The 24318-nt window shown below is 73.8% G+C and carries 25 protein-coding genes; 14 read left to right on the top strand and 11 right to left on the bottom strand.

What is annotated here, in order from left to right:
- The first annotated feature begins 27 nt into the window (after positions 1–27).
- Positions 28–282 (top strand): Rho termination factor N-terminal domain-containing protein, encoded by a 255-nt coding sequence (locus ACFYXE_RS10790; protein ID WP_389311085.1) that lies wholly within the window; start codon positions 28–30, stop codon positions 280–282.
- Positions 283–464: 182 nt separating this feature from the next.
- Positions 465–1292: a MerR family transcriptional regulator gene (locus ACFYXE_RS10785; RefSeq protein WP_389311083.1), complete on the top strand. Its 828-nt coding sequence runs from the start codon at positions 465–467 to the stop codon at positions 1290–1292.
- On the opposite strand, the gene ACFYXE_RS10780 is transcribed toward ACFYXE_RS10785, so the two are convergent.
- Genes ACFYXE_RS10780 through ACFYXE_RS10770 form a run of 3 tightly spaced genes read right to left on the bottom strand, consistent with a single transcriptional unit; the run spans position 1214 to position 3176 of the window.
- Positions 1214–1897 (bottom strand): M15 family metallopeptidase, encoded by a 684-nt coding sequence (locus ACFYXE_RS10780; RefSeq protein ID WP_389311434.1) that lies wholly within the window; start codon positions 1895–1897, stop codon positions 1214–1216. The genes ACFYXE_RS10785 and ACFYXE_RS10780 overlap by 79 nt on opposite strands.
- A 44-nt stretch (positions 1898–1941) precedes the next feature.
- Positions 1942–2271 carry a DUF952 domain-containing protein gene (locus ACFYXE_RS10775; protein WP_389311081.1) on the bottom strand — a complete coding sequence of 110 codons (330 nt, stop codon included), beginning with the start codon at positions 2269–2271 and terminating at the stop codon, positions 1942–1944.
- Positions 2272–2312: 41 nt separating this feature from the next.
- Complete coding sequence (locus ACFYXE_RS10770) at positions 2313–3176, bottom strand: ABC transporter substrate-binding protein (protein WP_389311079.1); 864 nt, start codon at positions 3174–3176, stop codon at positions 2313–2315.
- A 301-nt stretch (positions 3177–3477) separates the two neighbouring features.
- Here ACFYXE_RS10770 and ACFYXE_RS10765 point away from each other — a divergent pair, with 301 nt between their 5' ends.
- Both ACFYXE_RS10765 and ACFYXE_RS10760 read left to right on the top strand, forming a co-directional pair.
- The gene (locus ACFYXE_RS10765; protein WP_389311078.1) at positions 3478–4107 is read left to right on the top strand and encodes an NADPH-dependent FMN reductase; all 630 of its coding nucleotides are present in this window, start codon (positions 3478–3480) and stop codon (positions 4105–4107) included.
- A gap of 223 nt (positions 4108–4330) precedes the next feature.
- Positions 4331–4627, top strand: a complete 297-nt coding sequence (locus ACFYXE_RS10760; protein WP_389311077.1) for a DUF1330 domain-containing protein — start codon at positions 4331–4333, stop codon at positions 4625–4627.
- Positions 4628–4685: 58 nt separating this feature from the next.
- On the opposite strand, the gene ACFYXE_RS10755 is transcribed toward ACFYXE_RS10760, so the two are convergent.
- The 3 genes from ACFYXE_RS10755 to ACFYXE_RS10745 are packed head-to-tail and all read right to left on the bottom strand — an operon-like array spanning position 4686 to position 7766.
- Entirely contained in the window at positions 4686–5036 is a 351-nt protein-coding gene (locus tag ACFYXE_RS10755; RefSeq protein WP_389311075.1) for a hypothetical protein, read from the bottom strand.
- Between the two features lie 46 nt (positions 5037–5082).
- On the bottom strand, positions 5083–6027 hold the full coding sequence (locus ACFYXE_RS10750) for a maleylpyruvate isomerase family mycothiol-dependent enzyme (RefSeq protein WP_389311073.1): 945 nt from the start codon (positions 6025–6027) through the stop codon (positions 5083–5085).
- Positions 6024–7766: an ABC transporter ATP-binding protein gene (locus ACFYXE_RS10745; RefSeq protein ID WP_389311432.1), complete on the bottom strand. Its 1743-nt coding sequence runs from the start codon at positions 7764–7766 to the stop codon at positions 6024–6026. Before ACFYXE_RS10745 ends, ACFYXE_RS10750 begins: the two co-directional genes overlap by 4 nt.
- A 460-nt stretch (positions 7767–8226) precedes the next feature.
- Between ACFYXE_RS10745 and ACFYXE_RS10740 the strand changes: the two genes are divergently transcribed.
- Complete coding sequence (locus tag ACFYXE_RS10740; protein ID WP_389311071.1) at positions 8227–10425, top strand: ATP-binding protein; 2199 nt, start codon at positions 8227–8229, stop codon at positions 10423–10425.
- 86 nt (positions 10426–10511) lie between these two features.
- Here the strand turns inward: ACFYXE_RS10740 and ACFYXE_RS10735 are convergent, their stop codons facing one another.
- The gene (locus ACFYXE_RS10735) at positions 10512–11831 is read right to left on the bottom strand and encodes an ROK family protein (RefSeq protein ID WP_389311069.1); all 1320 of its coding nucleotides are present in this window, start codon (positions 11829–11831) and stop codon (positions 10512–10514) included.
- 182 nt (positions 11832–12013) lie between these two features.
- Between ACFYXE_RS10735 and ACFYXE_RS10730 the strand changes: the two genes are divergently transcribed.
- Genes ACFYXE_RS10730 through ACFYXE_RS10715 form a run of 4 tightly spaced genes read left to right on the top strand, consistent with a single transcriptional unit; the run spans position 12014 to position 16646 of the window.
- Positions 12014–13336: an ABC transporter substrate-binding protein gene (locus tag ACFYXE_RS10730; protein WP_389311067.1), complete on the top strand. Its 1323-nt coding sequence runs from the start codon at positions 12014–12016 to the stop codon at positions 13334–13336.
- A gap of 10 nt (positions 13337–13346) precedes the next feature.
- Positions 13347–14342, top strand: a complete 996-nt coding sequence (locus ACFYXE_RS10725) for a carbohydrate ABC transporter permease (protein ID WP_389311065.1) — start codon at positions 13347–13349, stop codon at positions 14340–14342.
- Positions 14335–15225, top strand: a complete 891-nt coding sequence (locus ACFYXE_RS10720) for a carbohydrate ABC transporter permease (RefSeq protein WP_361169730.1) — start codon at positions 14335–14337, stop codon at positions 15223–15225. Before ACFYXE_RS10725 ends, ACFYXE_RS10720 begins: the two co-directional genes overlap by 8 nt.
- A 32-nt stretch (positions 15226–15257) precedes the next feature.
- Positions 15258–16646, top strand: a complete 1389-nt coding sequence (locus tag ACFYXE_RS10715; protein WP_389311063.1) for a GH1 family beta-glucosidase — start codon at positions 15258–15260, stop codon at positions 16644–16646.
- Between the two features lie 146 nt (positions 16647–16792).
- Here ACFYXE_RS10715 and ACFYXE_RS10710 read toward each other — a convergent pair whose 3' ends face one another.
- Positions 16793–17974: an MFS transporter gene (locus ACFYXE_RS10710; protein WP_389311061.1), complete on the bottom strand. Its 1182-nt coding sequence runs from the start codon at positions 17972–17974 to the stop codon at positions 16793–16795.
- A 73-nt stretch (positions 17975–18047) separates the two neighbouring features.
- Here ACFYXE_RS10710 and ACFYXE_RS10705 point away from each other — a divergent pair, with 73 nt between their 5' ends.
- Together ACFYXE_RS10705 and ACFYXE_RS10700 are read left to right on the top strand one after the other, a co-directional pair.
- On the top strand, positions 18048–18806 hold the full coding sequence (locus ACFYXE_RS10705; protein WP_389311059.1) for a DeoR/GlpR family DNA-binding transcription regulator: 759 nt from the start codon (positions 18048–18050) through the stop codon (positions 18804–18806).
- Positions 18807–18811: 5 nt separating this feature from the next.
- Positions 18812–19468: an HAD family hydrolase gene (locus tag ACFYXE_RS10700; RefSeq protein WP_389311057.1), complete on the top strand. Its 657-nt coding sequence runs from the start codon at positions 18812–18814 to the stop codon at positions 19466–19468.
- Here ACFYXE_RS10700 and ACFYXE_RS10695 read toward each other — a convergent pair.
- Complete coding sequence (locus ACFYXE_RS10695; protein WP_361169742.1) at positions 19458–20066, bottom strand: helix-turn-helix domain-containing protein; 609 nt, start codon at positions 20064–20066, stop codon at positions 19458–19460. The two genes, ACFYXE_RS10700 and ACFYXE_RS10695, sit on opposite strands and share 11 nt — an antisense overlap.
- Positions 20067–20174: 108 nt before the next feature.
- Here ACFYXE_RS10695 and ACFYXE_RS10690 point away from each other — a divergent pair, with 108 nt between their 5' ends.
- The 3 genes from ACFYXE_RS10690 (at position 20175) to ACFYXE_RS10680 (ending at position 23104) form a co-directional block, all read left to right on the top strand.
- The gene (locus tag ACFYXE_RS10690) at positions 20175–21665 is read left to right on the top strand and encodes a cytochrome P450 (protein ID WP_389311055.1); all 1491 of its coding nucleotides are present in this window, start codon (positions 20175–20177) and stop codon (positions 21663–21665) included.
- Positions 21666–21752: 87 nt separating this feature from the next.
- Positions 21753–22052 carry a hypothetical protein gene (locus ACFYXE_RS10685; protein ID WP_389311053.1) on the top strand — a complete coding sequence of 100 codons (300 nt, stop codon included), beginning with the start codon at positions 21753–21755 and terminating at the stop codon, positions 22050–22052.
- A complete protein-coding gene (locus ACFYXE_RS10680; protein ID WP_361169751.1) occupies positions 22049–23104 on the top strand; it encodes a glutathione S-transferase C-terminal domain-containing protein in 1056 nt (351 codons plus the stop codon). Before ACFYXE_RS10685 ends, ACFYXE_RS10680 begins: the two co-directional genes overlap by 4 nt.
- A 24-nt stretch (positions 23105–23128) precedes the next feature.
- On the opposite strand, the gene ACFYXE_RS10675 is transcribed toward ACFYXE_RS10680, so the two are convergent.
- Together ACFYXE_RS10675 and ACFYXE_RS10670 are read right to left on the bottom strand one after the other, a co-directional pair.
- Positions 23129–23425: a hypothetical protein gene (locus tag ACFYXE_RS10675; protein WP_389311430.1), complete on the bottom strand. Its 297-nt coding sequence runs from the start codon at positions 23423–23425 to the stop codon at positions 23129–23131.
- Positions 23426–23575: 150 nt separating this feature from the next.
- The gene (locus tag ACFYXE_RS10670; protein WP_389311428.1) at positions 23576–24148 is read right to left on the bottom strand and encodes a TetR/AcrR family transcriptional regulator; all 573 of its coding nucleotides are present in this window, start codon (positions 24146–24148) and stop codon (positions 23576–23578) included.
- Positions 24149–24318: the final 170 nt, after the last annotated feature.

Here is a 24318-nt window from a genome sequence, read left to right as displayed (position 1 = left end):
ACCTCCGACCGGAAACGGGTGATCGTCGTGCCCAGGGCACAGATCAAGGACGAGAAGACCTACCAGGCGCTGCGCCGTGAGGGCGCCAGCAAGGAGAAGGCGGCCCGCATCGCCAACGACTCCGGCGGTTCGCGCTCCGCCACCGGCCGCAAGGGCGGCAAGGCCGGGACGTACGAGGACCGTTCCAAGGAAGACCTCTACCGCGAGGCGAAGAAGGTCGGCATCGACGGCCGGTCCAGGATGACCAAGTCCGAGCTGATCGACGCGCTGCGCCACCACTGACCCCGCCCGCCTTCCGCCGTCGCCCGCCCCTCGGCCCGGAGGGGCGGGCGACGGCGTGCGCCCAGGTGTGCGCGGGCCGTGGGAGGGCCTTATAGGCTTCGACGCGATGCGGAACAGCCCTCTCCGGCCCCTGCCGTCGGCTCGCACGACGGCGCCGGACCCCTGCCCCCGGAAGGCCCCCGATGAGCCGACAGGACGCGGGGGCGGGCAGCCCCGTGCGGGCGTGCGAGGCTTCCGCGCTGCGCCCGGTCGACCTCGCGCGCGCGGCCGGCGTCTCCCCGCAGCAGATCCGCAACTACGCCGACGCGGGCATCCTGCCGCCCGCCCCGCGCTCGCCCGCCGGGTACCGCAGGTTCGACGCCCGGCACCGGCAGGCGCTGCTCGCCTACCGGGCGCTGGTGCGCGGCCACGGCTCGGGCACCGCCCAGGCGGTGATGCGGGCCGTGCACCGCGGGGACGTGCCGGGGGCGCTCGCCCTCGTCGACGCGGGGCACGCGGCGCTGCACGAGCAGCGCAACGCGCTGCGGACGACCGGCGAGGCACTGGAGGCGGTCGCGGCGAACGGCCCCGCCGCCCCCGCCCTGCCCCGCTCCCGGCTGCGCGTCGGCGAGGTCGCCGCCCACCTGGGGGTGCGGACCTCGGCCCTGCGGGTCTGGGAGGCCGCCGGACTCCTGACGCCGGCCCGCGACCCGGTCACGCACTACCGCTCCTACCTGCCGGCCGACGTCCGCGACGCCCGCGTCGTCCACCTGCTGCGGCAGAGCCACTATCTGCTCCCGCAGATCCGCCCGGTCCTCGACGACCTGCGCCGCAGCGGCGGCATCGGTGCGCTCCGCTCGGCCCTCGCGGCACGCGGAAGCACGCTGGACGCGCGGGCGCGGGCGATGCTGGAGGGCGCGGCCCACCTGCACGACTACCTCACGGACGCGGCTCAGGACCCGGCAGCGGCGGACGGCTGCTCCCACGGCCCGTACCGCGCGGACGACGCCCCCGAGGAGAGCGCCCAGTAGCGGTCGCCGTACGACCAGTGCCACCATTCCGTCGGGTAGTTGACCAGGCCCGCCTGCGTGAGGGCGGTGCCGAGGATCGTGCGGTGGGCGCGCGCCTCGGCGCCGATGGTGTCCGCGCCGGTGTAGCAGGCGCCCCTGCTCTCCTCCGGGTCCGCGTTCATCCGGGTCCCGAGGTCGAGCTCGCGCCCGTCGGCGTCGGCGAGCGTCAGGTCGACGGCGGCCCCGGCGCTGTGCGGGGCGATGTCGGGCGGGGAGACGTAGCGGCTGGCGGCGACATGGATCTCGGCGTCCTGCCGGTCGGGGTGGAGGGCGCGCAGCTGCTCCGCGTACTCCTCGAAGTAGCGGCGCTGCAGCCACGGCGGGCGGTAGCCCTCCACGAACAGCAGCCGCAGCCCGTCCGGCAGGAGCGCCTCGGCCCGCAGCAGGCGGTGCAGGACGCCCTCGCGCACCAGCGTGAACCGGGCGTCGGACCCCTCCTGCTTCCGGGCGTCGACCAGCAGGCCCCGGCCGCCCCGTCCGGCCGCCGCGCCGCCCGGCCGCCGTACGTCGACGAGCCGTTCCCCGCACTCGCGGACCGGGATCGCCGCCACGCGCGGGTCCGCCATCAGCACGACATCGTCGGGGAGCCGTGCGACGGCGGGTCGGCCGGTCACGCGGTCGGCCACGGGGTCACCTCGATCACCGCGTCCACCGGCAGCGGGCCGTAGAGGTGCGGGAACTCGACGCCGCCGGGCGGCACGGCCTCGAAGCGCACCGGCGCGGTCAGGCGCGCGCTGTCGATGCCGAGGACCACCAGCTCGTCCGGGCCCGCGTAGTCCCCGTAGAGGAACTCGGCCACGCCGCGCAGCTGTTCGGGCAGGGAGAGGTGGATGAAGCCCACCTCGCCCAGCGTCTTGCCACGCGTCGAGAACTCGTACGTGCCCTTCTCGCGGGCCGCGTCCCACAGGGCGCGCTCGGTGATGTGCTCCAGTCGGGTCATGCGCCAACGGTACGCGGCCGGTGATCCACCCCGTCCCGCGGTCAGAGCTGGACGGCCTCGAGGAATGCGGCGACGGCCGTGTGGAAGCGGGTGTGTTCCTGTGCGCTGGGCGGCAGTTCGGGGTTCCAGGGCAGGGTGGGCACGCCGGGGCCCAGGGCGTCACCCAGGGGGCCGGCGTTGCTGCGGACGTCGACGAGGGCGAGGTCCGGTTCGAGACCGGCCGCCTCCGCCCAGGTCGTCGTGGCCCAGTTGGCACCCTGCCCGGGCGCCGGGTCCACCAGGCCGACGCCGAACGCGGAGAGCGCGGCGAGGTCGGGCCAGGCGAAGGGGCGCGCCAGGTGGACGGAGTCGGGCCCGGCCGGGGAGAGCGCCAGCACGCGCGGTCGTACGGGTCCGGCGGCCGCCTCGGTCAACCGGCGCTCCGATGCGGCCAGTTCGGCCTCGGCCTCGGGCTGCTCGGCCGCGCCCAGGCTGCGCGCGAGGGCGGTGAGGCGGTCCCTGATCCCGGCGATGCTGCGACCGCCGCCGACGTCGAGGACGATCAGCGGGACCTGTTCCTCCAGATGCTTGGCGGCCTCCGGGTCGATGCCGTAGACCTGTCCGCCGCCGTAGCTGAGGGCGACCACCAGGTCGGGTTCCGCGGCCAGGAGCGCGTCCAGGTCGAGGGCGGGACCCGCGCCGAAGTACGGGAGGTCCGCGAGGGGCAGGCCGCCCGCCTTGGCGGGGTCCGGCATCGCCGGGTCGTCGTGCGCGGAGCCGAAGACCCCGGCCGGGCGTATGCCGTGGTCGTGCAGGGCCGCGCCGGTGGGCAGGTAGGCGACCGGCCGGGACGGCCTGCGTGCGGTCCTCACCAGGTGGTCCCGGTCGTCGGTGAACTCCCAGTCCCGGGCCGTGTCCTGTCCCATGATGTCCGACTCCTCCTGCCGTGGCGTGCCCTGCCGGGGCCCTCCCGGAGCTACCTGCCCGGGCGCACGCCGGAGTACACGGAACCGGTGACCCGCACCTGACGCTCCGCGTCCGTCCCGCGCCCGACCGTACGGGGACCGGTCCCCTCGCGCCTCTGCCGGACGGCGGGTGCGAACTCCGCCGGTCGGCCTAGTCCTTGCGCCGGTACCGATCCCGGTCGTGCGACAGATGTGGTGGCGGAGGCCGGCTCCGTAGCGTCGTCGGTGTCGAAGGACGCGGCACCGAGACCAGGAGGCAGACATGAGTGACACCCGGCGGACGACGACCGGCGAGCGGTTCGGCACGGGACGCGGCGAGGGCGGCGAGGAGCGGCTCAAGGTGGCCGTCGTCGTGGCGAGCACCCGGGAGGGGCGGTTCGCGCCGACCATCGCCGACTGGTTCACCGGACTCGCCGCCCAGCGCCCGGACGTGGACGTCGACGTGGTCGACCTCGCCGAGGCCCGCCTGCCGGACGCGCTGTCGCGGCAACCGGGCCCGGAGGTCGGCGCGCTGTCACCGCGCCTGGAGGCCGCCGACGCGTTCGTGGTCATCACCCCCGAGTACAACCACAGTTTCCCCGCCTCGTTGAAGACCGCGATCGACTGGCACTACACGCAGTGGCGGGCCAAGCCGGTGGGGTTCGTCAGCTACGGCGGTCTCTCGGGCGGGCTGCGGGCCGTCGAGCACCTGCGGCAGGTCTTCGCGGAGCTGCACGCGGTGACGGTCCGCGACACCGTCAGCTTCCACGGGGTGTGGGACTGCTTCGACGCGTCCGGCGAGCCGACCGACCCGACGGGCCCGGAGACCGCCGCCAAGACGATGCTCGACCAGCTCGACTGGTGGGGCCGCACGCTGCGGGACGGCAAGACGGCACGCCCGTACGCGACCTGAGGCGGCGCCGTCCGCCCACGGGCCGCCCGATGCCCTCGCGGCGACGGAACAGGCGACGGACCACGGCCGTCGGCGGGGCAGGGCGCCTTGACCGGATTCCCACCGTCCCTCGACGTCGGCTCCACGCCGGTCCATGAGCATGCGGCGTGTCCTCTTCCTTCACCGCACGACGCCACGTCGGCCCCGGCCCCACGTCGACTGCGGCAACCCGAACGGAGACCGCATGCCCGCTTACGTGATCGTCGACGCCGAGGTGCTGGACATGGAGCGCGCCGGCGCGTACCGGACGCTGGCGGAGCCGTCGGTGCGCCGGTACGGCGGGCGCTATCTGATCGAGGGCGCCGTGCCGGAGGCCGCGGAGGGGTCGTGGCCCGCGTCCCGGATCGTGGCCGTCGTGGAGTTCCCCGACATGGCGCGGCTCAAGGAGTGGTACACCTCGCCCGAGTACACGAAGGCGAAGGCCGTGCGCGAGTCGGCGATCGACATGCGGCTGCTGTTCGTGGAGGGACAGCCCGCATAGCCCACCGGCTCCTCGCGCCGGGGCCGCCCGGGCGCGGCCCGCCGGGTGCCGTCTCGGCTCAGAGCCAGCGTTCCGCCGCCGCGACGCTGTCGTCGACGCCGCTGTTGAACGCGACGGCCGCCTGCGGCGCATGACGGCGGATCAGGTTCACGATCCGCTCGAACAGCGGGAGCAGCTGCTCCGTCTTGCGGATGCCACCGCCGACGACCACGACGTCCCAGGGGTGCTCGGCAAGCGCCGTGACCAGGGTCGCCTCCGCCCCCGGCGCGCACGACACGAGGGCGACCGCGGCCTCGATGCCTCGCTCCCCGAACCGGACCAACTCCTTGTCCAGGGAGGCGAGGACGGCCTCGGCGTCGGCGCCGGAGAGGGCTGCGGGGTCGTGGCCCACCACGAGTACGGATGACATGCGGTCACCGTAACAACGGGCGCCCGGCGCCGGACGCCATCCCGCCTCACCGGCGCAGCCAGGCCCCCGCGCTCCACGCCCAGTCGGTGAACAGCCGCTCGTCGCCGAGGACTTCGATGCCGTCGGCCGGGGTCGCGGTACGGCGCCGGTACAGGAGGAGCAGCAGGTCCGCGAGCGGGCCGCGCACCGCCGCGGTCGCCTTGCGGTGGCCGTGCGTCCACGTCATCGGCGCCCCGGTGAGGTCGATCAGCCACTCCCCCGTCCCCTCGGGGTCGTCGGTCGCGTGGAGGTGGAGCGTGCGGTCGGGGCCGAGCAGCGCGCGGTGGGCGTCCGCCGACTCGTAGGCCTGGGGCAGGGTGCTGAGCTCGATCCATTCGTCGAGGCCGTCGCGGGCGACGTCCGCGTCGAGCGTGTAGGTCCCGCCGACGGCGGCCGTCGCGTCGAAGCGGTGGACGACCGTCTCGTACGTCATGCGGCGGGCCCAGAACAGCGGGGTGCCGCCCGGGGCGACGGTCCAGACCGCGACGTCCGGACCCGCCTCCTTCAGCGTGGCCGCGAACCGGGCCGCGCCCTCGGCGAGCCAGGCCGACAGCGCGGGGATGTCGTCGTCGGCCGCGGGCGTGACGAGGTTGACCTCGTCGTCCGGCACCGGTCCGGTGGCGCGGGTGCGCACCACGGTCTCGGCCCAGCGGTGCGTGCCGCCGACGTGCCGCAGCAGGTGGGCGAGGGTCCAGCCGGGGCAGCCGGGGACGGGTGTGGAGGCGTCGGCGCCGACGACGGTCGAGGTCAACCGGGCCGTCTGGTCGATGATTCGGTCGGCGAAGCGGTCGTGGACCGCGCGGAGGCTCGGGCGCGTCATGTCGTCACCGTAGACCACGTCCTGCAGCGTGCTCGGCACGAACCAGAGGCTGCCGATGGCGGGCGGCGCCGTGCGGCGGGCGGCGGCCTCCCGGGACGGGGCGGGCCGTGGGGGCGGCGGGCCGCCGCTCATGCGGACGTCGCGAGGAACTGGGTGGCGGCCAGCTCGCCGTACAGCGGGTCCGCCGCGACGAGCTCGGCGTGCGTGCCGACGGCGCGTACCCGCCCCGCGTCCATGACCACGATCCGGTCGGCCAGCGTCACCGTCGACAGGCGGTGCGCGACGACCAGGACGGTGACCTCGCGGGCCACTTCGGCCACCACGTCCCGCAGGGCGAGTTCGTTGACCGCGTCGAGCTGCGAGGTCGCCTCGTCGAGCAGCAGCAGGCGGGGCTTCCTGAGCAGGGCGCGGGCGATGGCCACCCGCTGGCGTTCGCCGCCGGAGAGCTTGGAGCCCCGGTGGCCGACCACGGTGTCGAGACCGTCGGGCAGCCGCTCCACGACGGTGTCGAGCCGGGCCCGGGCCAGGACTTCGCGCATCTCGGCGTCGGTGGCGTCGGGCGTGGCGAACAGGAGGTTCTCGCGCAGGGTGCCCGCGAGGACGGGGGCGTCCTGTTCCACGTACCCGATGGCCGCGCGCAGTTCGGCCAGCGGCCACTCCCGTACGTCCCTGCCGTCGACCAGGACCCGGCCGCCCGTCACCTCGTAGAACCGCTCGATCAGCGCGAAGACCGTGGTCTTGCCCGCCCCCGAAGGACCGACGAACGCGGTCGTGCCGGGACCCGGCACGTCGAAGGTCACGCCGTGGTGCACGTGTGCGAGGTCGTCGCGGTAGCGGAAGGTCACGTCGTCGAAGGCGACGGAGGCCGCGCCTTCCGCCGGACGGGACCGGCCGGGCCCGCCCGCAGGGTCCGTCCCTTCCGTCTCCAGTCGTTCGGCCTGCACGATCCGGGCGATCGCCGCCGAGCCCACCTGGTACTGCGAGGCGGACTCGACCAGGCGCGAGACCGGGTCGATCAGGTAGAAGAGGAAGAGCAGGTACGCCACCAGGGTGGACACCGAGATCGCGCCCGACGCGACCCGCGCGCCGCCGATGCCGAGCACCGCGAGGAACGACACCTGCACCGCGAGGCCGACCGAACTCCACGCCACGGACTGCCACTTCGCCGACCGCACGCCGTGCCGCCAGGCCTCCTCGGCGGCGGCCTCCACCGCGGCCGCCTCGCGCTGTTCGGCGCCGGATGCCTTCAGCGTGCGGAAGGCGCCGAACGCCCGCTCCAGGGCGGTGGAGATCGTGCCGACCGCCTCCTGCGCGCGCTGCGTCGCCTGCGCGATCTTCGGCATCACCAGGGCCACCGCGCCGCCGATCACCACGATCACGCCCAGCGTGACGCCGAGCAGCACCGGGTCCATCAGCCCCATCATCACGATCGTCGCGAGGAAGGTGAGCCCGCCGGAGGCCGCCGAGACCACGGACTGCGTCGTCACCGCCCGCAGCAGCGTGGTGTCCGAGGTGACGCGGGACATCAGGTCGCCCGGCTGGGTGCGCTCGACCTCGGCGAGGCGCAGCCGCAGCAGCCGTCCGATGAGGGTGCGCCGGGCGGCGAGCACCACGGACTCCGCGGTGCGCTCGAGGACGTACGCGCCGACCGACTCGATCGCGGTGCCGAGCACCACGAGCGCGGTCAGCAGCACCAGGATTCCGGTGATGGACTCGTCGCCGCCGAGGCGGTCCACCAGCGACTTGGCGGCGAGCGGCTGCGCGAGCCCGGTCGCCGAGCCGATCAGCGTCAGGAAGGCGCCGAGGGCGACGACACCGCGGTGCGGCCGGAAGTGCCGGTAGAGGGCGCGCCAGGTCTCCTTCGCGGGCAGCCGCTCGGGCTTGTCGGCCGTCTTCGCCGTGCTGTGGTCGTCCTGGGTGGCTTCTTTCGCCGGGGGTCCGGCGCCGGGGCCGGTCCCGTCGGGCGCGGGTCGTGGGGTGGAGGCTGCGTCGGTCACGTCTGGCAGGACGCGCCGGGGCGTGATCCGCCTGACCGGTCTTCCGCCTGAAGGTTCTTCCGCCCGACCGGTCTTCCGCGCGGCGCGGGCGAGCGGCGGGTCCGGTTCTCCGCCGCACCGCCTGCGAGGGCGGGTCCGCGCAGGTCGGCGCGAGTCCGTACAGGAATGCGACGCGTAGCTGTCCCGCATGATTCGGCCCGGCGCTTCACTACCCCGGGCGCGGCCGCGGAGTTAGCGGATCAGCCGTGTGCGGTGCAGTGACGATTCTGCAGCGGCACGGTGGCACGGGGCGGGCGGCGAGGCTCGCGGTGGTCACGTACGCGAGCGGGAGTGGATGGGTGTGCGAGTTCGGGGCCGGGGCGCCGGCGGCCTGATCGGGCGGAGCGAGGAGCTGGGAGCGGTCCGCAGGATGCTGGCCCAGGGCAGGCTGGTGACGGTGCTGGGGGCAGCGGGGCTCGGCAAGAGCCTGCTGGCCGAGCACGCGGCCGCCGCGGTGGGCGGTTCGATGCCGGACGGGGTGGTGCGCGTGCGGTGGTGGGACGGCGCGCCCGCCCGGCGCCGGTCGGTCGTGGAGGCGGTGGCCGAGGCGATGGACGGCGAGGAGGCGGGCGGTGCGTCGGCCGTGGCGGGCGGCGGGGCCCCGGACAGGACGTCGGCCGGGATCGCGGAGCTCACCGCCCGGCTGCGCTCGCGCCGGATGCTGCTGGTGCTCGACGACTTCGATCCGGTGCGACGCGAGTGCGTTCGTCTCGTGCGGGCGCTGCTCGACGGGGCTCCGGAGGTACGGGTGCTCACCGCGGGACGGCACCCGCTGGGACTCGGCGAGGAGGCGGTGCTGCGGTTGGGGCCGCTGGCGGTCGGGGAGGGCGGCGAGGGTGTCGGCGCGGACGCCCGTGCCGACATCCCGTCCGTCCCTGCCTCTGCCCCTGCTCCGCCTCCCGACTCCGAGGGCGCCGAGCCGGGCCCGGCCGTGGCGCTCTTCCTCGACCGTGTGCGGGCCGCCCGGCTCCGCGCGGACCACCACGACGGCCCCCTGCGCGGACGGCACGACCCCACGCGTGGTGCCCGCGCCGAAGAGCTGCGGCTCGCCCGTGACATCTGCCGTCGGCTCGAAGGCGTCCCCCTGGCCCTGGAGTTGGCGGCCGCGCAGACGGCGCAGTATCCGCTGGCGCAGCTCGCCCGGATGCTGGAGTCCGGACAGGGCTGGCTCGGCGTGCCGGACGCGCCGGTGCGCAGGCACCGGTCGCTGCGCGCGGCCGTGGGCGCGGGATACGCCCTGTGCGGGGCGGCGGAGCGGACGGTGTGGGCCCGCCTCAGCGTGTTCGCCGGGAGCTTCGAGGAGGAGGCCGCCGCCTACGTGTGCTCGGGCGGCGGGCTGGACGCCCAGGACGTGCCGGCCGCGCTGGCCCGCCTCGCCCTCGCCTCGGTCCTGGAGCCGGTCCGTGATCCGGGCGGTGTGCTGCCGCCGCGGTACCGGATGTCCGCCGCGGTGCGCGGCTTCGGTGCCGAGCGCCTGCAGGCCGCGGGCGAGACGGCGGCGGCCGTGAGCCGTCATCTGTACTGGTACGGCCATGTCGCCTCCAGCGCGCACCACTTGTGGAGCACGGGCCTGCACGAGCGCGCCGCCGCACTGGTCCGTGAGGAGGAGGCCGATCTGGGCCTGGCCCTCACCCGGCGCCCGGGGGACGCGGGCCAGGCGGCCGAGACGCTCGCGCTGGCCGTCGACCTGTGGTTCTGGTGGGCGGTGTGCGGGCACGCCGAGGAGGGGCGCGCGCTGCTCGGCGGGCTGCTGCCGCTCGCCCGGCCCGACACCCGCGTCTGCGCGCGGGCGCTGTGGCTGTCCGGCTGGCTGGCCGTGCGCACGGACGCGCCGGGGTACGCCGAACTGCTCGGTCGGGCCTGGCGGGTGGCCGTGCTCGCCGGTGACGACGCGACGGTCGGGCGGGTCTCGCACGTACTGGGCGCGCTCGCGCTGGAGGACGGCAGGACGGAACGGGCCATCGCCCATCTGCGGGACGCGGCCGACACCATTCCGGTGCACGCGGAGCACGGGCCGCCCGTGGCCGTCAGCTGGGCGCTGCTGGCCGTCGCGCAGGCCGGGGTCAGGCCCGCCGACGCGTGGCGCAGTGTCCGTCGCGCCTCGGCGGGCCCGCAGCCGCGGCACGACCTCTGGACGCGGTCCATGACGCAGTACGCGCAGGCCGTCGTCGACCATCTGCGGGGGCGGCGGAGCCGGGCCTGGCGCCGGGCGCACAAGGCGCTCGCCGGAGCGACGGGCGTGGCCGGGGCCGCGCGGGGGCCGGCCACGGCGGGCGTGTTCCTGTCCGGCGAGCCCGCCGCCCCCGCGCTCCCCCGCGCCGCGCGCACGACCGGCGCCGCCATGGCGGGGCCGCCCGACGCCGCCCTCATCCATCAGCTCATCGCGGACATCGCGGCGGGCCCGCCGCGTGGCCGGGGCCGCCGCGCCACCGGCGCCACGGACGCCCGGGGCCGCGCCGATCCGGAGCTCCCGGCCCGGGGCGCGTCCCCATGAGCGACCCACAGGCGATCCACGGGCGATCCACAGGCGGCCCACGGACGCCGCGCGTCCACAGCCTCCTCGCCGGACGCTCCCGCGCCCTACCGCGCCCCGCGCCCCTCCAGGACCGCCTGCCAGTCGGGCACCGCCGCTGTCGACGACTCCGTGCCGGCGAGTGCCGTGCGGCGGCGCCCGCCGCGGGCGAAGAAGTCGGCCAGCGGCAGGGTCGCCGCGCCCACGGTGACCGCGTCCGGGCCCAGCTGGCCGAGGTCGACGGTGGCGCGGGCGGCGGGGTGGCGCAGCGCGTACGCGTCGGCGTAGGCACGGACGGCGGGCAGCAGGTGCGGGCCGAGCAGGAGGCCCGCCCAGCCGCCGACGAGGACCCGCTCGGGGCCGAAGAGGTTCACCAGGTCCGAGATGCCCGCGCCGAGATACTCGGCGGTCTCGTCGAGCACGGTGACGGCGACCGGGTCGGGGGTGGTGCCGTCCTGCGGATGGGCGGCCGCCAGGAGGGCGCTCACCCCGGTCTCCTCGTCGGCGTCCTCGGGGAGCCGGCCGCCCGCCTCCTGCCAGCGCGCCAGCACGGCCTCGGCCCCCGCGTACGCCTCCAGGCAGCCGCGCGCCCCGCAGCGGCAGCGGCGGCCGCGGATGCTCACGGTCAGGTGGCCCCACTCGGCGGGGGCGCCCCGCGCACCGCCGTGGATGACGCCGCCGGTGACGACGCAGGCGCCCACGCCGGAGCCGATCAGCACGATCGCCGCGTCGCGTGCCCCGCGGCCGCCGCCGAACCACATCTCGGCCTGGCCCAGCGCCCGCGCGCCGTTGTCGACGAAGTAGGCGGTGTCCGCGGGCAGTTCCACCGCCTCGCGGAGCATGTCCTCCAGCGGGACGGCGTCCCAGCCGATGGTCTGGCCGTGCACCACCGTGCCGCCGGAGTCGTCGCGGTCGACGATGCCCGGCACGCCGACGCCGACGCCGAGCAGCGAGCCGTGCGGCGCGTCGGACGCCTCGGCGCCGACCTCCGCCACGCCTTCCCTGATGTGCCGGACGATCGTCGCCACGTCGTAGCCGGAGTCCGTCAACGGCCGCTCGGTGCGGGCCAGTTCCTTCATCCCCAGATCGAAGGCCTCCACGCGGACGCGCGTCTCGCCCACGTCCACGCCGATGAGACGGCCGCTGGACGGCGCGACGCGCAGCAGGGTGCGCGGGCGGCCGCCGTCGGACTCGACGCTGCCCGCCTCCTCCAGGAGGCCGTCGGCGGTGAGTTCGGCGACCACATTGCTCACAGAGCCCGAACTGAGTCCGGTCGCGGGACCGAGCGCCTGACGGCTCATCGGCCCGCCGAAATACAACCGTTGCAACACCGCCGCGCGGTTGCCCACCCGCAGGTCGCGCACCGTTCGACTGCTCCGCTCGGCCATGTGGCTCCTCTCCGGTCGGCAACATACCCGTGCGCGACCCCTTGACGCGACTATCTCTCAGGTTTTAACTCACGTCCTAAATTAAGTCGTGAATTCGTTCAGACGTCGAACTCGGCGCGATCTCACGCCTGTTGTCATCCCGATCATCCACCAGGAACCACTACGAAAGGGACGGATCCGCCATGCGCAGACTCCGAGCCGTGGCAGCTCTTGCCACCGTCACCGCTCTCTCCGGCGCCACCCTCACGGCCTGCGGCGGCGGGACCAGCTCCGGGAGCGAGGGCAGCAACTCCTCCCCCAAGACGCTGACGTACTGGGCGTCCAACCAGGGTCCGAGCATCGACGCGGACAAGAAGATCCTCACTCCCGAGCTGAAGAAGTTCGAGAAGCAGACCGGGATCAAGGTCAAGCTGGAGGTCGTCCCCTGGTCCGACCTGCTCAACCGGATCCTGGCGGCCACCACGTCGGGCCAGGGCCCCGACATCCTCAACATCGGCAACACCTGGTCGTCCTCGCTCCAGGCCACCGGCGCCCTGCTGCCCTGGGACGCGAAGAACTTCAAGGCGATCGGCGGCAGGGACCGCTTCGTCGACGCGGCCCTCGGCTCCACCGGCACCGAGGGCAAGGACCCGGCGGCGGTGCCGCTGTACTCCCTCTCGTACGCCCTCTACTACAACAAGGCGATGTTCAAGGAGGCGGGGATCAGCAAGCCCCCGGCCACCTGGGACGAGCTGGTCGCCGCCGGCAAGAAGATCTCCAAGAACGGCAAGTGGGCCCTCGGTGCCGAGGGTTCGAACCTGGTCAACAACATCCACCAGGCCTTCGCCCTCGGCAAGCAGCACGGCGCCGACTTCTTCGACGCGCAGGGCAAGCCGACCTTCACCTCGCACGGCGCCGTCGCCGCCGTGAAGCAGTACGTCGACTTCATGGCCAAGGACAAGATCATCGCGCCCGGCAACGCCGAGTACGCGCAGAACCAGTCGCTGCGGGACTTCGCGAAGGGCAAGACCGCGATGGTCCTGTGGCAGGCCGCGGCCACCACGTTCGAGGCGCAGGGCATGAAGCCCGACGACTGGGGTGTCGCCCCCGTGCCCGTGCCGTCCGGCAAGCCCGGCGCGGACCGGCAGGTGAACTCGATGGTCGCGGGCATCAACCTCGCCGTCTTCAAGAACACCGACAACCTCGACGGCGCCCGCAAGTTCGTGAAGTTCATGACGAGCGACGCCGAGCAGGCCCACCTCAACAAGGCCTACGGATCGATCCCGCCGGTCAGGACCGCGCAGGAGGACGCCGCCTTCGACCGGGCCGACACGGCCGTGCTGCGCGACACGCTCCGCACGAGCGCGGCACCGCTGCCCCAGGTGGCCAACGAGTCGCAGTTCGAGACGTCCGTGGGCACGGCCATCAAGAAGCTCTTCGCCGACGCGGCGGCGGGCAGGCCGGTCACCACGGCGTCCGTGACGGCCGAACTGTCCAAGGCCCAGCAGCAGATGCCGAAGAGCTGAGAGCCGTTCCATGACCACCCTCACCACGGAGACCGCCCCCGAGAAGCGGGCCGCCCCGCCGCCCGGCCGGCGGCGGAGGCGGCCGCGGCTGCCCGCCCGTCTGCGCCGCGTCTCGCTCCCCTACCTCCTGCTGCTGCCCGCGCTCCTCCTCGAACTCGTCGTCCACCTCGTCCCGATGGCCGTCGGCATCGTGATGAGCTTCAAGGAGCTCACCCAGTTCTTCATCCGGGACTGGGGCGCCGCACCCTGGTCGGGCCTGGACAACTACGAGCTGGCGGTGGACTTCGACGCCCCGGTCGGCGAGGCGCTGCTGCACTCGTTCTTCGTCACCGTCGTGTTCACCGTCCTGTCCGTGGGCCTGTGCTGGCTGATCGGGACGACGGCCGCGGTCTTCATGCAGGAGAACTTCCGCGGCCGCGGCCTGCTCCGGGCCATCTTCCTCACGCCGTACGCGCTGCCGGTCTACGCGGCCGTCATCACCTGGTCGTTCATGTTCCAGCGCGACACGGGACTGATCAACCACGTCATCCACGACCAGCTCGGCCTCACGGACAGCCCGCCGTTCTGGCTGATCGGCGACAACAGCTTCATCGCACTGCTCACCGTGTCGGTGTGGAAGGGCTGGCCGTTCGCCTTCCTCATCGTCATGGCGGGCCTGCAGAACATCCCCAAGGAGCTCTACGAGGCGGCGTCGATCGACGGCGCCGGCATCTGGCAGCAGATACGGCGCATCACGCTGCCGTCGCTGCGGCCGGTGAACCAGGTGCTCGTCCTGGTGCTCTTCCTCTGGACGTTCAACGACTTCAACACGCCGTACGTGCTGTTCGGCAAGTCGGCGCCCGAGGCCGCGGACCTCATCTCCATCCACATCTACCAGTCGTCGTTCGTCACCTGGAACTTCGGCACGGGCTCGGCCATGTCGGTCCTGCTGCTGCTCTTCCTGCTCCTGGTCACGGCCGGCTATCTGCTGGTCACCTCGCGGGGAAGGAAGACCGCCGATGTCTGAGTCCCTGGGCGCACCGCCGCGTTCTCTGCCCGCACGCTCGCCCAGCGCGCCGCCGCGCTCCTTCCTGTGGGCGCGAGGGGTGTTCCTCACCCTGCTGACCGGCTTCGTGCTGCTCCCCGTCTACGTGATGGTCAGCAGCTCCCTCAAGCCGCTGCAGGACGTGTCGGGATCGTTCCGCTGGATGCCCACCGGGTTCACCGTGCGGCCCTACATCGACATCTGGAAGACGGTGCCGCTGGCCGACTACTTCATGAACTCGCTGATCGTGGCGGGCGCGGCGACCGTCTGCTCGGTCGTCATCGCGGTGTTCGCCGCCTACGCGGTCAGCCGCTACCGCTTCCGCGGCAAGCGGGTCTTCACCGTGACCGTCCTGTCGACGCAGATGTTCCCCGGCATCCTGTTCCTGCTGCCGCTCTTCCTCATCTACGTCAACGTCGGCAACGCCACCGGCATCGCACTCTTCGGCTCGCGCGGCGGGCTGATCCTCACCTATCTGACGTTCTCGCTGCCGTTCTCCATCTGGATGCTGATCGGCTACTTCGACTCCGTGCCCAGGGAGCTGGACGAGGCGGCGCTCGTCGACGGGTGCGGGCCGCTGCGCGCGCTGTTCCGGGTCGTGGTGCCCGCCGCGATCCCCGGCATCGTCGCGGTCGCCGTCTACGCCTTCATGACGGCCTGGGGAGAAGTGCTCTTCGCCTCGGTGATGACCAACGACTCCACCCGCACGCTCGCCGTGGGCCTGCAGGGCTACGCCACCCAGAACGACGTGTACTGGAACCAGGTCATGGCCGCCTCGCTCGTCGTGAGCATCCCCGTCGTCGCCGGCTTCCTGCTCCTCCAGCGCTATCTCGTCGCCGGACTCACCGCGGGCGCCGTCAAGTGATCCCGCGGCAGCCCCTTCCCGAAAGGAATTCCGTGACCGACCCCTCCCCCACGACCGCCCCCGCCGCCCCGGACCTCTCCGCGCTCCCCGCGGACTTCACGTGGGGCGTGGCCACCTCGGCGTACCAGATCGAGGGGGCCGTCGCCGAGGACGGCCGCTCGCCGTCGATCTGGGACACCTTCGCGCGCACACCCGGCGCGATCGACGGCGGCGACACCGGCGACGTGGCCTGTGACCACTACCACCGCTGGCCCGAGGACATCGCCCTGATGCGGGAGCTCGGCGTCGACTCCTACCGCTTCTCGCTGGCCTGGCCGCGCATCGTGCCCGGTGGCGACGGGCCGGTCAACGCGGCGGGCCTCGACTTCTACGACCGGCTCGTCGACGCGCTCCTGGCGGCGGGCATCACGCCCAACGCGACCCTCTACCACTGGGACCTGCCCCAGGTGCTGCAGGAGCGCGGCGGCTGGCCCGAGCGGGACACCGCCGAGCACTTCGCCGCGTACGCCTCGGTGGTCGCCGAGCGGCTGGGCGATCGCGTCCCGCACTGGGCCACGCTGAACGAACCGCTCTGCTCCGCCTGGATCGGCCACCTGGAGGGCCGCATGGCGCCGGGTCTGACCGACCTCACGGCCGCCGTGCGCGCCTCCTACCACCTGCTGCTCGGCCACGGGCTGGCCACGCAGGCCATCCGCGCGGCCGTGCCCGGCGCGCAGGTGGGCATCGTCAACAACCTCTCCCCGGTGGAGCCCGCCTCCGACCGCCCCGAGGACGTCGCCGCCGCCCGCCGTGTCGACGGGCACACCAACCGCTGGTGGCTGGACCCGCTGCACGGACGCGGCTTCCCCGCCGACATGCGGGAGGTGTACGGCGTCGAACTGCCGGAGCGGGCGGGCGACCTGGCGACGATCGCGCAGCCGCTGGACTGGCTGGGCCTCAACTACTACTTCCCGGCGATCGTGGCGGACGACCCGGCGGGCCCGGCGCCCTTCGCCCGGCAGGTGTACCGCCCCGAGGTGCCGCACACCGGCATGGACTGGGAGATCGACGCGAACGGCATCGAGAGCCTGCTGATGCGGCTCACCGAGGAGTACGGGGCGCGCAGGCTGTACGTCACCGAGAACGGCTCGGCCTACCCCGACGTGGTCCGCGCCGACGGCACGATCGACGACGTGGAGCGCACCCGGTACCTGGGCGAACACCTGGCGGCCTGCGCCCGCGCCGTCCGCAGGGGCGCGCCGCTGGCGGGGTACTACGCCTGGTCGCTCCTGGACAACTTCGAGTGGGCGTACGGCTACGACAAGCGTTTCGGCCTGGTCCACGTCGACTACGCGACGCAGCGCCGCACCGTGAAGGGCAGCGGCCGGCACTACGCCGACCTCGTCCGGGCGCACCGCCACCGCTCGGCGCGGGCGGCCTGACCGGGGGCTGCGCCCCGAGCCGTCACGGGGAGACGCTGTCCGGTCCCAGCGCCGCGGGCCGGACAGCATCCGCAGTTCCCCGCTGCGCAGCAGCCGCGCGGTCCGCGACCCAGACCGCCCTTTCGGACGGGTGTGCGGGGGCGAGGTCACGGGTGGGTGACCGGCTCACCGTCCCTGGCCGGGGCGCGCAGGATGCCCGCCGTGCAGGCGGCGACCGCGCAGAACGCCACGGGCAGGAAGAAGGTGAGGTTGAGCGGCATGAGGTGGGTGAGCGGGCCGATGACCGCGGGGCCCGCCAGCATGCCGAGGTAGCCGAGGCCGGCGACCCGCGAGACGTTGGCCCCGGCCGCGTCCCGGTCGGCGTGCCCGGCGGCGCTGAACAGCTGGGGGATGCAGCCGGACAGGCCCGCGCCGAACACGGTCCAGCCGGCCAGGGCGAGGGGGGTCCACGGGGACAGGGCCGCCGCGGTGAGGCCGACGGCGGCCACCGTCGCGCCGTACCGGAGGATCGCGACGGGCCCGAAGCGGGCGGCCACACGGTCGGCGAGCAGGCGTCCGACGGTCATGGCGGTGGCGAAGGCGCCGTAGGCGAGGGCGGCGGTCGCCGCGGGCGCGTCCAGGACGTCGCGCAAGTGGAGAACGCTCCAGTCGTTGGCGACGCCCTCGCAGAGCATGAGCATCAGCGCGAGGGCGGCAAGCACCCAGATCCGCCGGGGAGTTCCGCGCCGATTGCCTGCTCGATCGTCAGGGGCCCCGGGTGCCCGGGCGAGCTCGGGGCGCAGCAGTGCGGGTGCCGCCGCTGCGGCGGCGGCGACGCCGAGCAGGGCCACCGCGCCGAGGGTCGCCGCCGGGCTCCAGCCCCAGCTGAGCGTGCGGGCGCCGACCAGCGCGGCCAGGACGCCGCCGATGGAGAACGTCGCATGGAAGGCGGACATGACGGGTCGTGCGTAGCCGCGCTCGACCTGCACGGCGTGGGCGTTCATGCTGACGTCCAGGCAGCCGTTGCCGAAGCCGAGCGCCAAGAGGGCCGCCCCCAGTGCCCACACGTTCGTCGCCAGTCCCGGCAGGACCAGGGCGGCGGCGCACACTCCCGCACTGACCGGGACGACGGTGCGGGCGCCGAGCCGGTCGGTGAGCGGTCCGACGATCTGCATGCCGACGAAGGCGCCCGCCCCGAGCAGCAGCAGGAGCCAGCCGAGCACGGCGTGGCCGATCCCTGCGCGGTCCTCGACGGCGGGGATGTGGACGATCCACATCCCCATGAGGAAGCCGTTCAGCACGAAGTAGGCGAAGGTGGCCAGCCGTCCGGCCCGCAGTGTTCTCTCCATGCCTTCGAACATAACGAACATGGTGAGTGTTCGGAAGATTGATTTTCGAACACTCTTGGTGTTTGATGTGACCGTGGCCAGTACCGATCGACTCCGGCAGATCACCGACGCCGTACGCGAAGCGGGGCGGCTCGGTGTCGCCGAGCTCGCCGCCCTCACCGGCGCCTCCGAGATGACCGTCCGCCGCGACCTGGAGGCCCTCGCCGAACAGGGCGTGCTGGAGCGGTACCGGGGCGGCGCGCGGAGCCTGCTGCTGCGCGGCGAGGAACCGCCGTTCGCGCTGCGGGAGCAGGAGGGCCTCGACGCGAAGCGACGTATCGCCGCCGTGGTGGCGGAGCTGATCTCCGACGGCGAATCCGTCGTCCTGGACAGCGGCACCACATGCCGGGAGGTCGCCCGCGCGCTGGCACACCGCAGGGTGACGGTGATGCCGTTGTCCCTGCACGCGGTGAACGCCCTGACGGGCGCGCCGGAGGTCACCCTCCTGGTGCCCGGCGGCCGGCCGCGCCCCGGTGAGCTGGCCCTGACCGGCCCGCTCACCACGGCGTCCCTGGGCGCGCTGCGCTTCGACACCGCGGTGCTCGGGTGCTGCGGCCTCGGCGCCGCGGATGGCCTGACCGCCTACGACCTGGACGACGCCACCGTCAAGCGCGCCGCGATCGGCTCGGCCCGCCGGGTCGTCGCCGTCGCGGACGCCGCCAAGCTCTCCCGCACCGCCCTGGCGTTCGTCGCCCCCGCCTCCGCCCTGCACACCGTCGTCACGGATGACACCGCACCGGCCGAGGAGACCGACGCGCTCGCCGCCGCGGGCGTGACCGTACGAAAGGCATGACCCCCATGAACCACCCTCCCGCGGCCGCGACCCCCGGCCCGCACCCCGCTGCCGCCGCCGACCACGACATCGTGCTGTTCGACATGTTCGGCGTCATCGCACGCCACCAGTCCGAGGACGGCAAGGACCGGCTGGCGGCGCTCGCGGGCGGCTCGGCACCCGCCTTCTGGGACGCCTACTGGACGCTGCGTCCGCCCTACGACCGCGGGGACGTGACCGGGCCCGCGTACTGGCGACAGGTCGCCGACGCGCTCGGCACGGACTTCACCCCGGCGCAGGTCGCACGGCTCGTCGAGGCGGACGTGGACAGTTGGAGCGCCGTCGACGCGTCCATGGTCGACCTCGTCGAGGAGCTGGCGGCCGCGGGCCGGCCGGTCGCGCTGCTGTCCAACATCCCTGAGGAGCTCGCCGCGTCCTACGAGGAGCGGTACGCGTGGCTCAAGCACTTCCGGGTGTGCGCCTTCTCCTGCCGCATCGGCCACGCCAAGCCCGAGCCCGGCGCCTACCGCTGGTGCCTGGACGCCCTGGGCGTTACGCCGGAGCGCGTCCTGTTCGTCGACGACCGCGACGAGAACATCCGGGCCGCCGAGGCCCTGGGCGTGCGCGGCCACCTCTTCACGGGCCCCGCCCGACTGCGCGAGGCCCTCGGCCTCAGCGGGTGATCGCGCCCAGCAGGGCCTTGGCGCACAGATCCCGCACCTGCTCCCGCGTCAGATCCGGCTCCTGCAGCCACTCCAGACACACCGCCACCATGAACGCGAGCCAGCCGCGCACGGCCAGGCGCAGCGCGGGCAGGTCCTGGGCGGCGTCGGCGGCATCCGGATCCGCGGCGAGGGCCGCGAGGATCTGCCGCTCCTGGGCCGCGAGGCCGTTGCGGTAGACCTCGCGGACCAGGGGATCGCCCGCCGCCTCGGCCCGGTGGAAGGCGCGGAAGCCCTCCGCGTGGCTCTCCACGTAGCCGAGGAAGGCGTCGAGGCCCGTGCTGATCTGCTCGTGCACCGGCAGGCCGGGGACGGCCGCCGTCAGGCGCAGCATGCGCTCGCTCTCCCGGTGCACGACGGCGGCGAAGAAGTCCCGTTTGGTCGGGAAGTAGTGGTACAGGAGTCCGCGCGAGACACCGGCGATCTCCGCGACCCGCTCGATCCACACGTCGTCGTAGGGCTTCTGCGCGAAGAGCCGCGCCCCGACCGAAAGCAGCTGCTCACGCCGCTCTTCGGTACTCAGTCTGCGGCGTGTGCGCTCCTGGGGATTCGCAGCCATACAGGCACCTTACTTGACGCGAATTCAATAGCGGTACCAGACTGGGATCTCCTGTTGAATCCACGTACAACAGGCCCAACGGGCCCGTCGGACAAGGGAGATGGGCAGATGGCGCAGACGACGCGGTCCGCGGCGGCGAACGGTGACCGGAGCGGGCCCCCGCCCGCTCCGCCGAAGGGCTTCCGCAGCGCCGAGCTCGGCTGGCCCGAGCTGCACCGCATCCCGCACCCGCCTCGCCGGCTCCCGCTGCTCGGCGACATCCTGGGGGCCAACGTCCGCACGCCGTTGCAGGATTCGATGAAGATGGCCCGCGAGCTCGGGCCGATCTTCCGCCGGAAGGCCTTCGGCAAGGAGTTCGTCTTCGTGTGGGGCGCCGAGCTCGCCGCCGACATGGCCGACGAGTCGCGGTTCGCCAAGCACGTGGGGCTGGGCGTGGCCAACCTGCGGCCGGTCGCGGGCGACGGGCTTTTCACGGCGTACAACCACGAGCCCAACTGGCAGTTGGCGCACGACATCCTCGCCCCGGGCTTCAGCCGGGACGCGATGGCGGGTTACCACCCGCTGATGCTGGACGTGGCACGGCAGCTGACGGCGCGCTGGGACGAACGGGAGGCGGCGGGCCGGGCGGTGGACGTGCCGGGCGACATGACGAAGCTCACCCTGGAGACGATCGCCCGGACCGGCTTCGGGCACGACTTCGGCTCCTTCGAGCGGTCCGCGCCCCACCCGTTCGTGACGGCGATGGTCGGCACGCTCTCCTTCGCCCAGCGGCGCAACGTCGTGCCGCCCCTGCTCACCCCGCTGCTGCTGCGCGGCGCCGACCGGCGCAACGACGCCGACATGGCGTACCTCAACCGCACCGTGGACGCGGTGGTCGCGGCGCGCCGAGCCGCGTCCGGGTCCGGCGGCCACGGCGACCTGCTCGACCGCATGCTGGAGGTCGCCCACCCCGACACCGGGGAGCGGCTCACCCCGGAGAACATCCGCCGCCAGGTCATCACCTTCCTGGTCGCCGGGCACGAGACGACGTCCGGTGCCCTGTCGTTCGCGCTGCACTACCTGTCACGCTCGCCCCAGGTGCTGGCACGCGCGCGTGCAGAGGTCGACGAGGTGTGGGGGACGGAGGGCGAGCCCGCCTACGAGCAGGTGGCCAAGCTCCGCTATCTGCGCCGGGTGCTCGACGAGTCGCTGCGGCTGTGGCCGACCGCCCCGGGGTTCGCCCGCGAGGCCCGTGCGGACACCGTGCTCGGCGGCGCCCACCCGATGCGTCAGGGCGCGTGGGCCCTGGTCCTCGCGACGATGCTGCACCGGGATCCGGCGGCATGGGGCGAGCACCCCGAGGAGTTCGACCCCGACCGGTTCGCCCCTTCGGCGGTACGTGCCCGGCCCGCCCACGTGTTCAAGCCGTTCGGCACCGGGGCGCGCGCCTGCATCGGACGTCAGTTCGCCCTGCACGAGGCGACCTTGGTCCTCGGCCTGCTGCTCCGGCGCTACGACCTGCACGCCGATCCCGCCTACCGGCTGCGTATCGCCGAGCGTCTGACCCTCATGCCGGACGGGCTCACGCTGCGGCTCACGCGCCGCGCCCCGGCCGCGTAGGACGCCGTTGTCAGACCCGTGCGCAAGAGTGGGGGTGGCACATCCTTCATGCCGTACACGCCACCCAGCGCAGAGGAGTCGCTCGACATGACCGGCACGACGTCCGAGGAACTGCTCGCCGCCCAGGCCTGCTTGCGTCTGCTGCACACCGCGCGCGCCGCGCTCTCCGAGACCGCGTCGGTGTCCCCCGTCGCGGCGGCGACGCTGCTCGCGGGGCCGCTCGCGGAAGCCGACGAGGCCCTGCGGCGCGCGGGCCTCGCGGGCAACGAAGCGGATCTGATCGACCGCATCTACGATCTCGCCCCGCCCCCGCGCGCCGCCGACCTGCCCTGCCAGGAGCGGGTGCCGATGGCCCGCTCCTGCGCGCATGAGGGCGGCCGGTCATGAGCGCGGCGCGGGACGACGCACGGGACGGGGCCCCGGAGAGCCCGGCGGAGGGCAATTCCGCGTTGGGGCACAAGGAGTTCAAGCGCTCCAAGAGCCACTTCGCGGACCGCGTCACCGCCGACGGCAGGGACGGCTGGCCCGTCGAGGCGGGGCGCTACCGCCTGGTGGTGAGCCGGGCCTGCCCCTGGGCGGGCCGGGCGCTCGTCGCGCGGCGGCTGCTGGGCCTGGAGGACGCGCTGTCCCTGGCCGTCACCGACCCGATCCAGGACGACCGGAGCTGGCGGTTCACGCTGGACCCGGACGACCGTGACCCGGTCCTCGGCATCCGCTTCCTCGGCGAGGCGTACGAGGCCCGCGAGACGGACTACCCCGGCGGCATCAGCGTCCCCGCGATCGTGGACGTGCCGAGCGGCAAGCTGGTCACGAACGACTACCAGCAGCTCACCCTCGACCTCGCCACGCAGTGGACGGCGCTGCAGCGGGACGGGGCGCCCGACCTGTATCCCGAGCCGTTGCGCGACGAGATCGACACCGTCATGGAGGGCATCTTCCGGGACGTCAACAACGGCGTGTACCGCGCCGGATTCGCCCCCGACCAGGCGACGTACGAAGCGGCGTACCACGACGTGTTCCGCCGCCTCGAGCTCACGTCGGAGCGCCTGTCCACCCGTCGCTACCTCGTCGGGGACACCCTCACCGAGGCCGACATCCGGCTGTTCAGCACCCTGGTGCGGTTCGACGCCGTCTACCACGGCCACTTCAAGTGCAACCACCACAAGCTGGCCGAGGACCCGGTGCTGTGGGCGTACGCGCGGGATCTGTTCCAGACCCCGGGCTTCGGCGACACCATCGACTTCGACCACATCAAGCGGCACTACTACCAGGTGCACACCGGCATCAATCCGACCGCCGTCGTGCCGCTGGGCCCGGACCTCTCCGGCTGGCTGACGCCGCATCACCGCGAGGAGCTGGGCGGGCGGCCCTTCGGCGACGGCACCCCGCCCGGCCCCGTGCCCGCCGGGGAGGAGGTGCCGGTGACCGGGCGCCCCTGACTCCCCCGGCCCGGCCCGCGCACGCTAGCCCGTCGCGCCGCCGGGGTCCGCGAGCGGCTCCTGGACCGGGTCCACGAGCCGCTCCGCACCCCCGCCGGCGGCCGGCGCGTCGGCCGGCCGCCAGGTGAACTTGTCCCCGCCCACCCACCGCACGGCGTCCGGATCGTCCAGGTCGCGCACGGTGATGCCCGCCATCGCGGCCGCGTCCAGGACGTCCGTGACGGTCTTCGCCTTGCCCACGACCTCCCCGTCGATCTCCACGATCCGGAACGGCGGGTGTCCGGGCTGGACTCCGAGGACCGTGATCCGGGGATTCGCCATGTACAGGTACGTTTCGGTCATGCCCGGAACTCTTCCACGGCGACCGCCGCCACCGCCTCGCCAGTCGGCCGCTCGGGCTAGGGCGGGTTTCGAAAGGAGCGTCGCCCGCCCGCAGGGCGGCCGAGCAGACGGGACTCTTCGAAACACGCCCTAGCCGGGCGTCCCGCCCGGCGCGCACCCGATGAGGCGTTCCGCCGCCGACCGCGCCGAGCCCAGCGCGCTCCGCCGGTCCGCGTCCCGCTGACCCAGCACCACGCGTGTGCTCAATCCGTCCAGGAGCGCGAGGAGTTCGCCGGCCCGGCCGGGGCCGTCGTCCGCGGCGAAGGCGCCCGCCGCGGCGCCCTGCGCGAGGAGCGTCTCCAGATCGTCCCGCCAGCCCCGGTCCAGCTCCTCCTGGGCGGCGCGGAGCGGTTCGTTCGCCCCGGCCCGCGCCCACAGTTCGATCCACAGCATCCAGCGGGGGTCGCGGGGCCCCGTCGGCAGATAGAGGCGCAGGAAACGGTCCAGCTTGCGGGCGGGTGCGGCCCGGCCCGCGAGCAGGGCGCGGCGCTCCTCGGTGAGCGCCGCCTCGCTCCAGCGCAGCGCCTCCAGGAACAGCCGGTCCTTGCTGCCGAAGTAGTACAGGATGTGGCCGCCGCTGGTACCGAGACGGTCGGCGAGCGCGGACATGGTGAGGGCGGCCAGGCCGTTCTCCGCGATGGCCGTCATCGCCTCGTCCAGCATCCGGTCGCGTGCGACCTGCCCGTCCCGCCGTCGTGCCACCGGTGCTCCCGCCTCCGCGACCTGCCGTTCCCCTGCCGAACCGACCCTATCCCCGGGCCGCCGTCCATCGATTTGCCCGGGGGTCTTGACGGCACCGGACCGCATGCCGCACTTTGAATGCCGTTCTAAAT

Origin of the sequence: Streptomyces sp. NPDC002564 (genome assembly GCF_042889645.1) — a bacterium.
Taxonomy (GTDB): domain Bacteria; phylum Actinomycetota; class Actinomycetes; order Streptomycetales; family Streptomycetaceae; genus Streptomyces.
The sequence above is the reverse complement of the archived record's forward strand: the minus strand, read 5'-3'. Positions and strand labels throughout refer to the sequence as shown.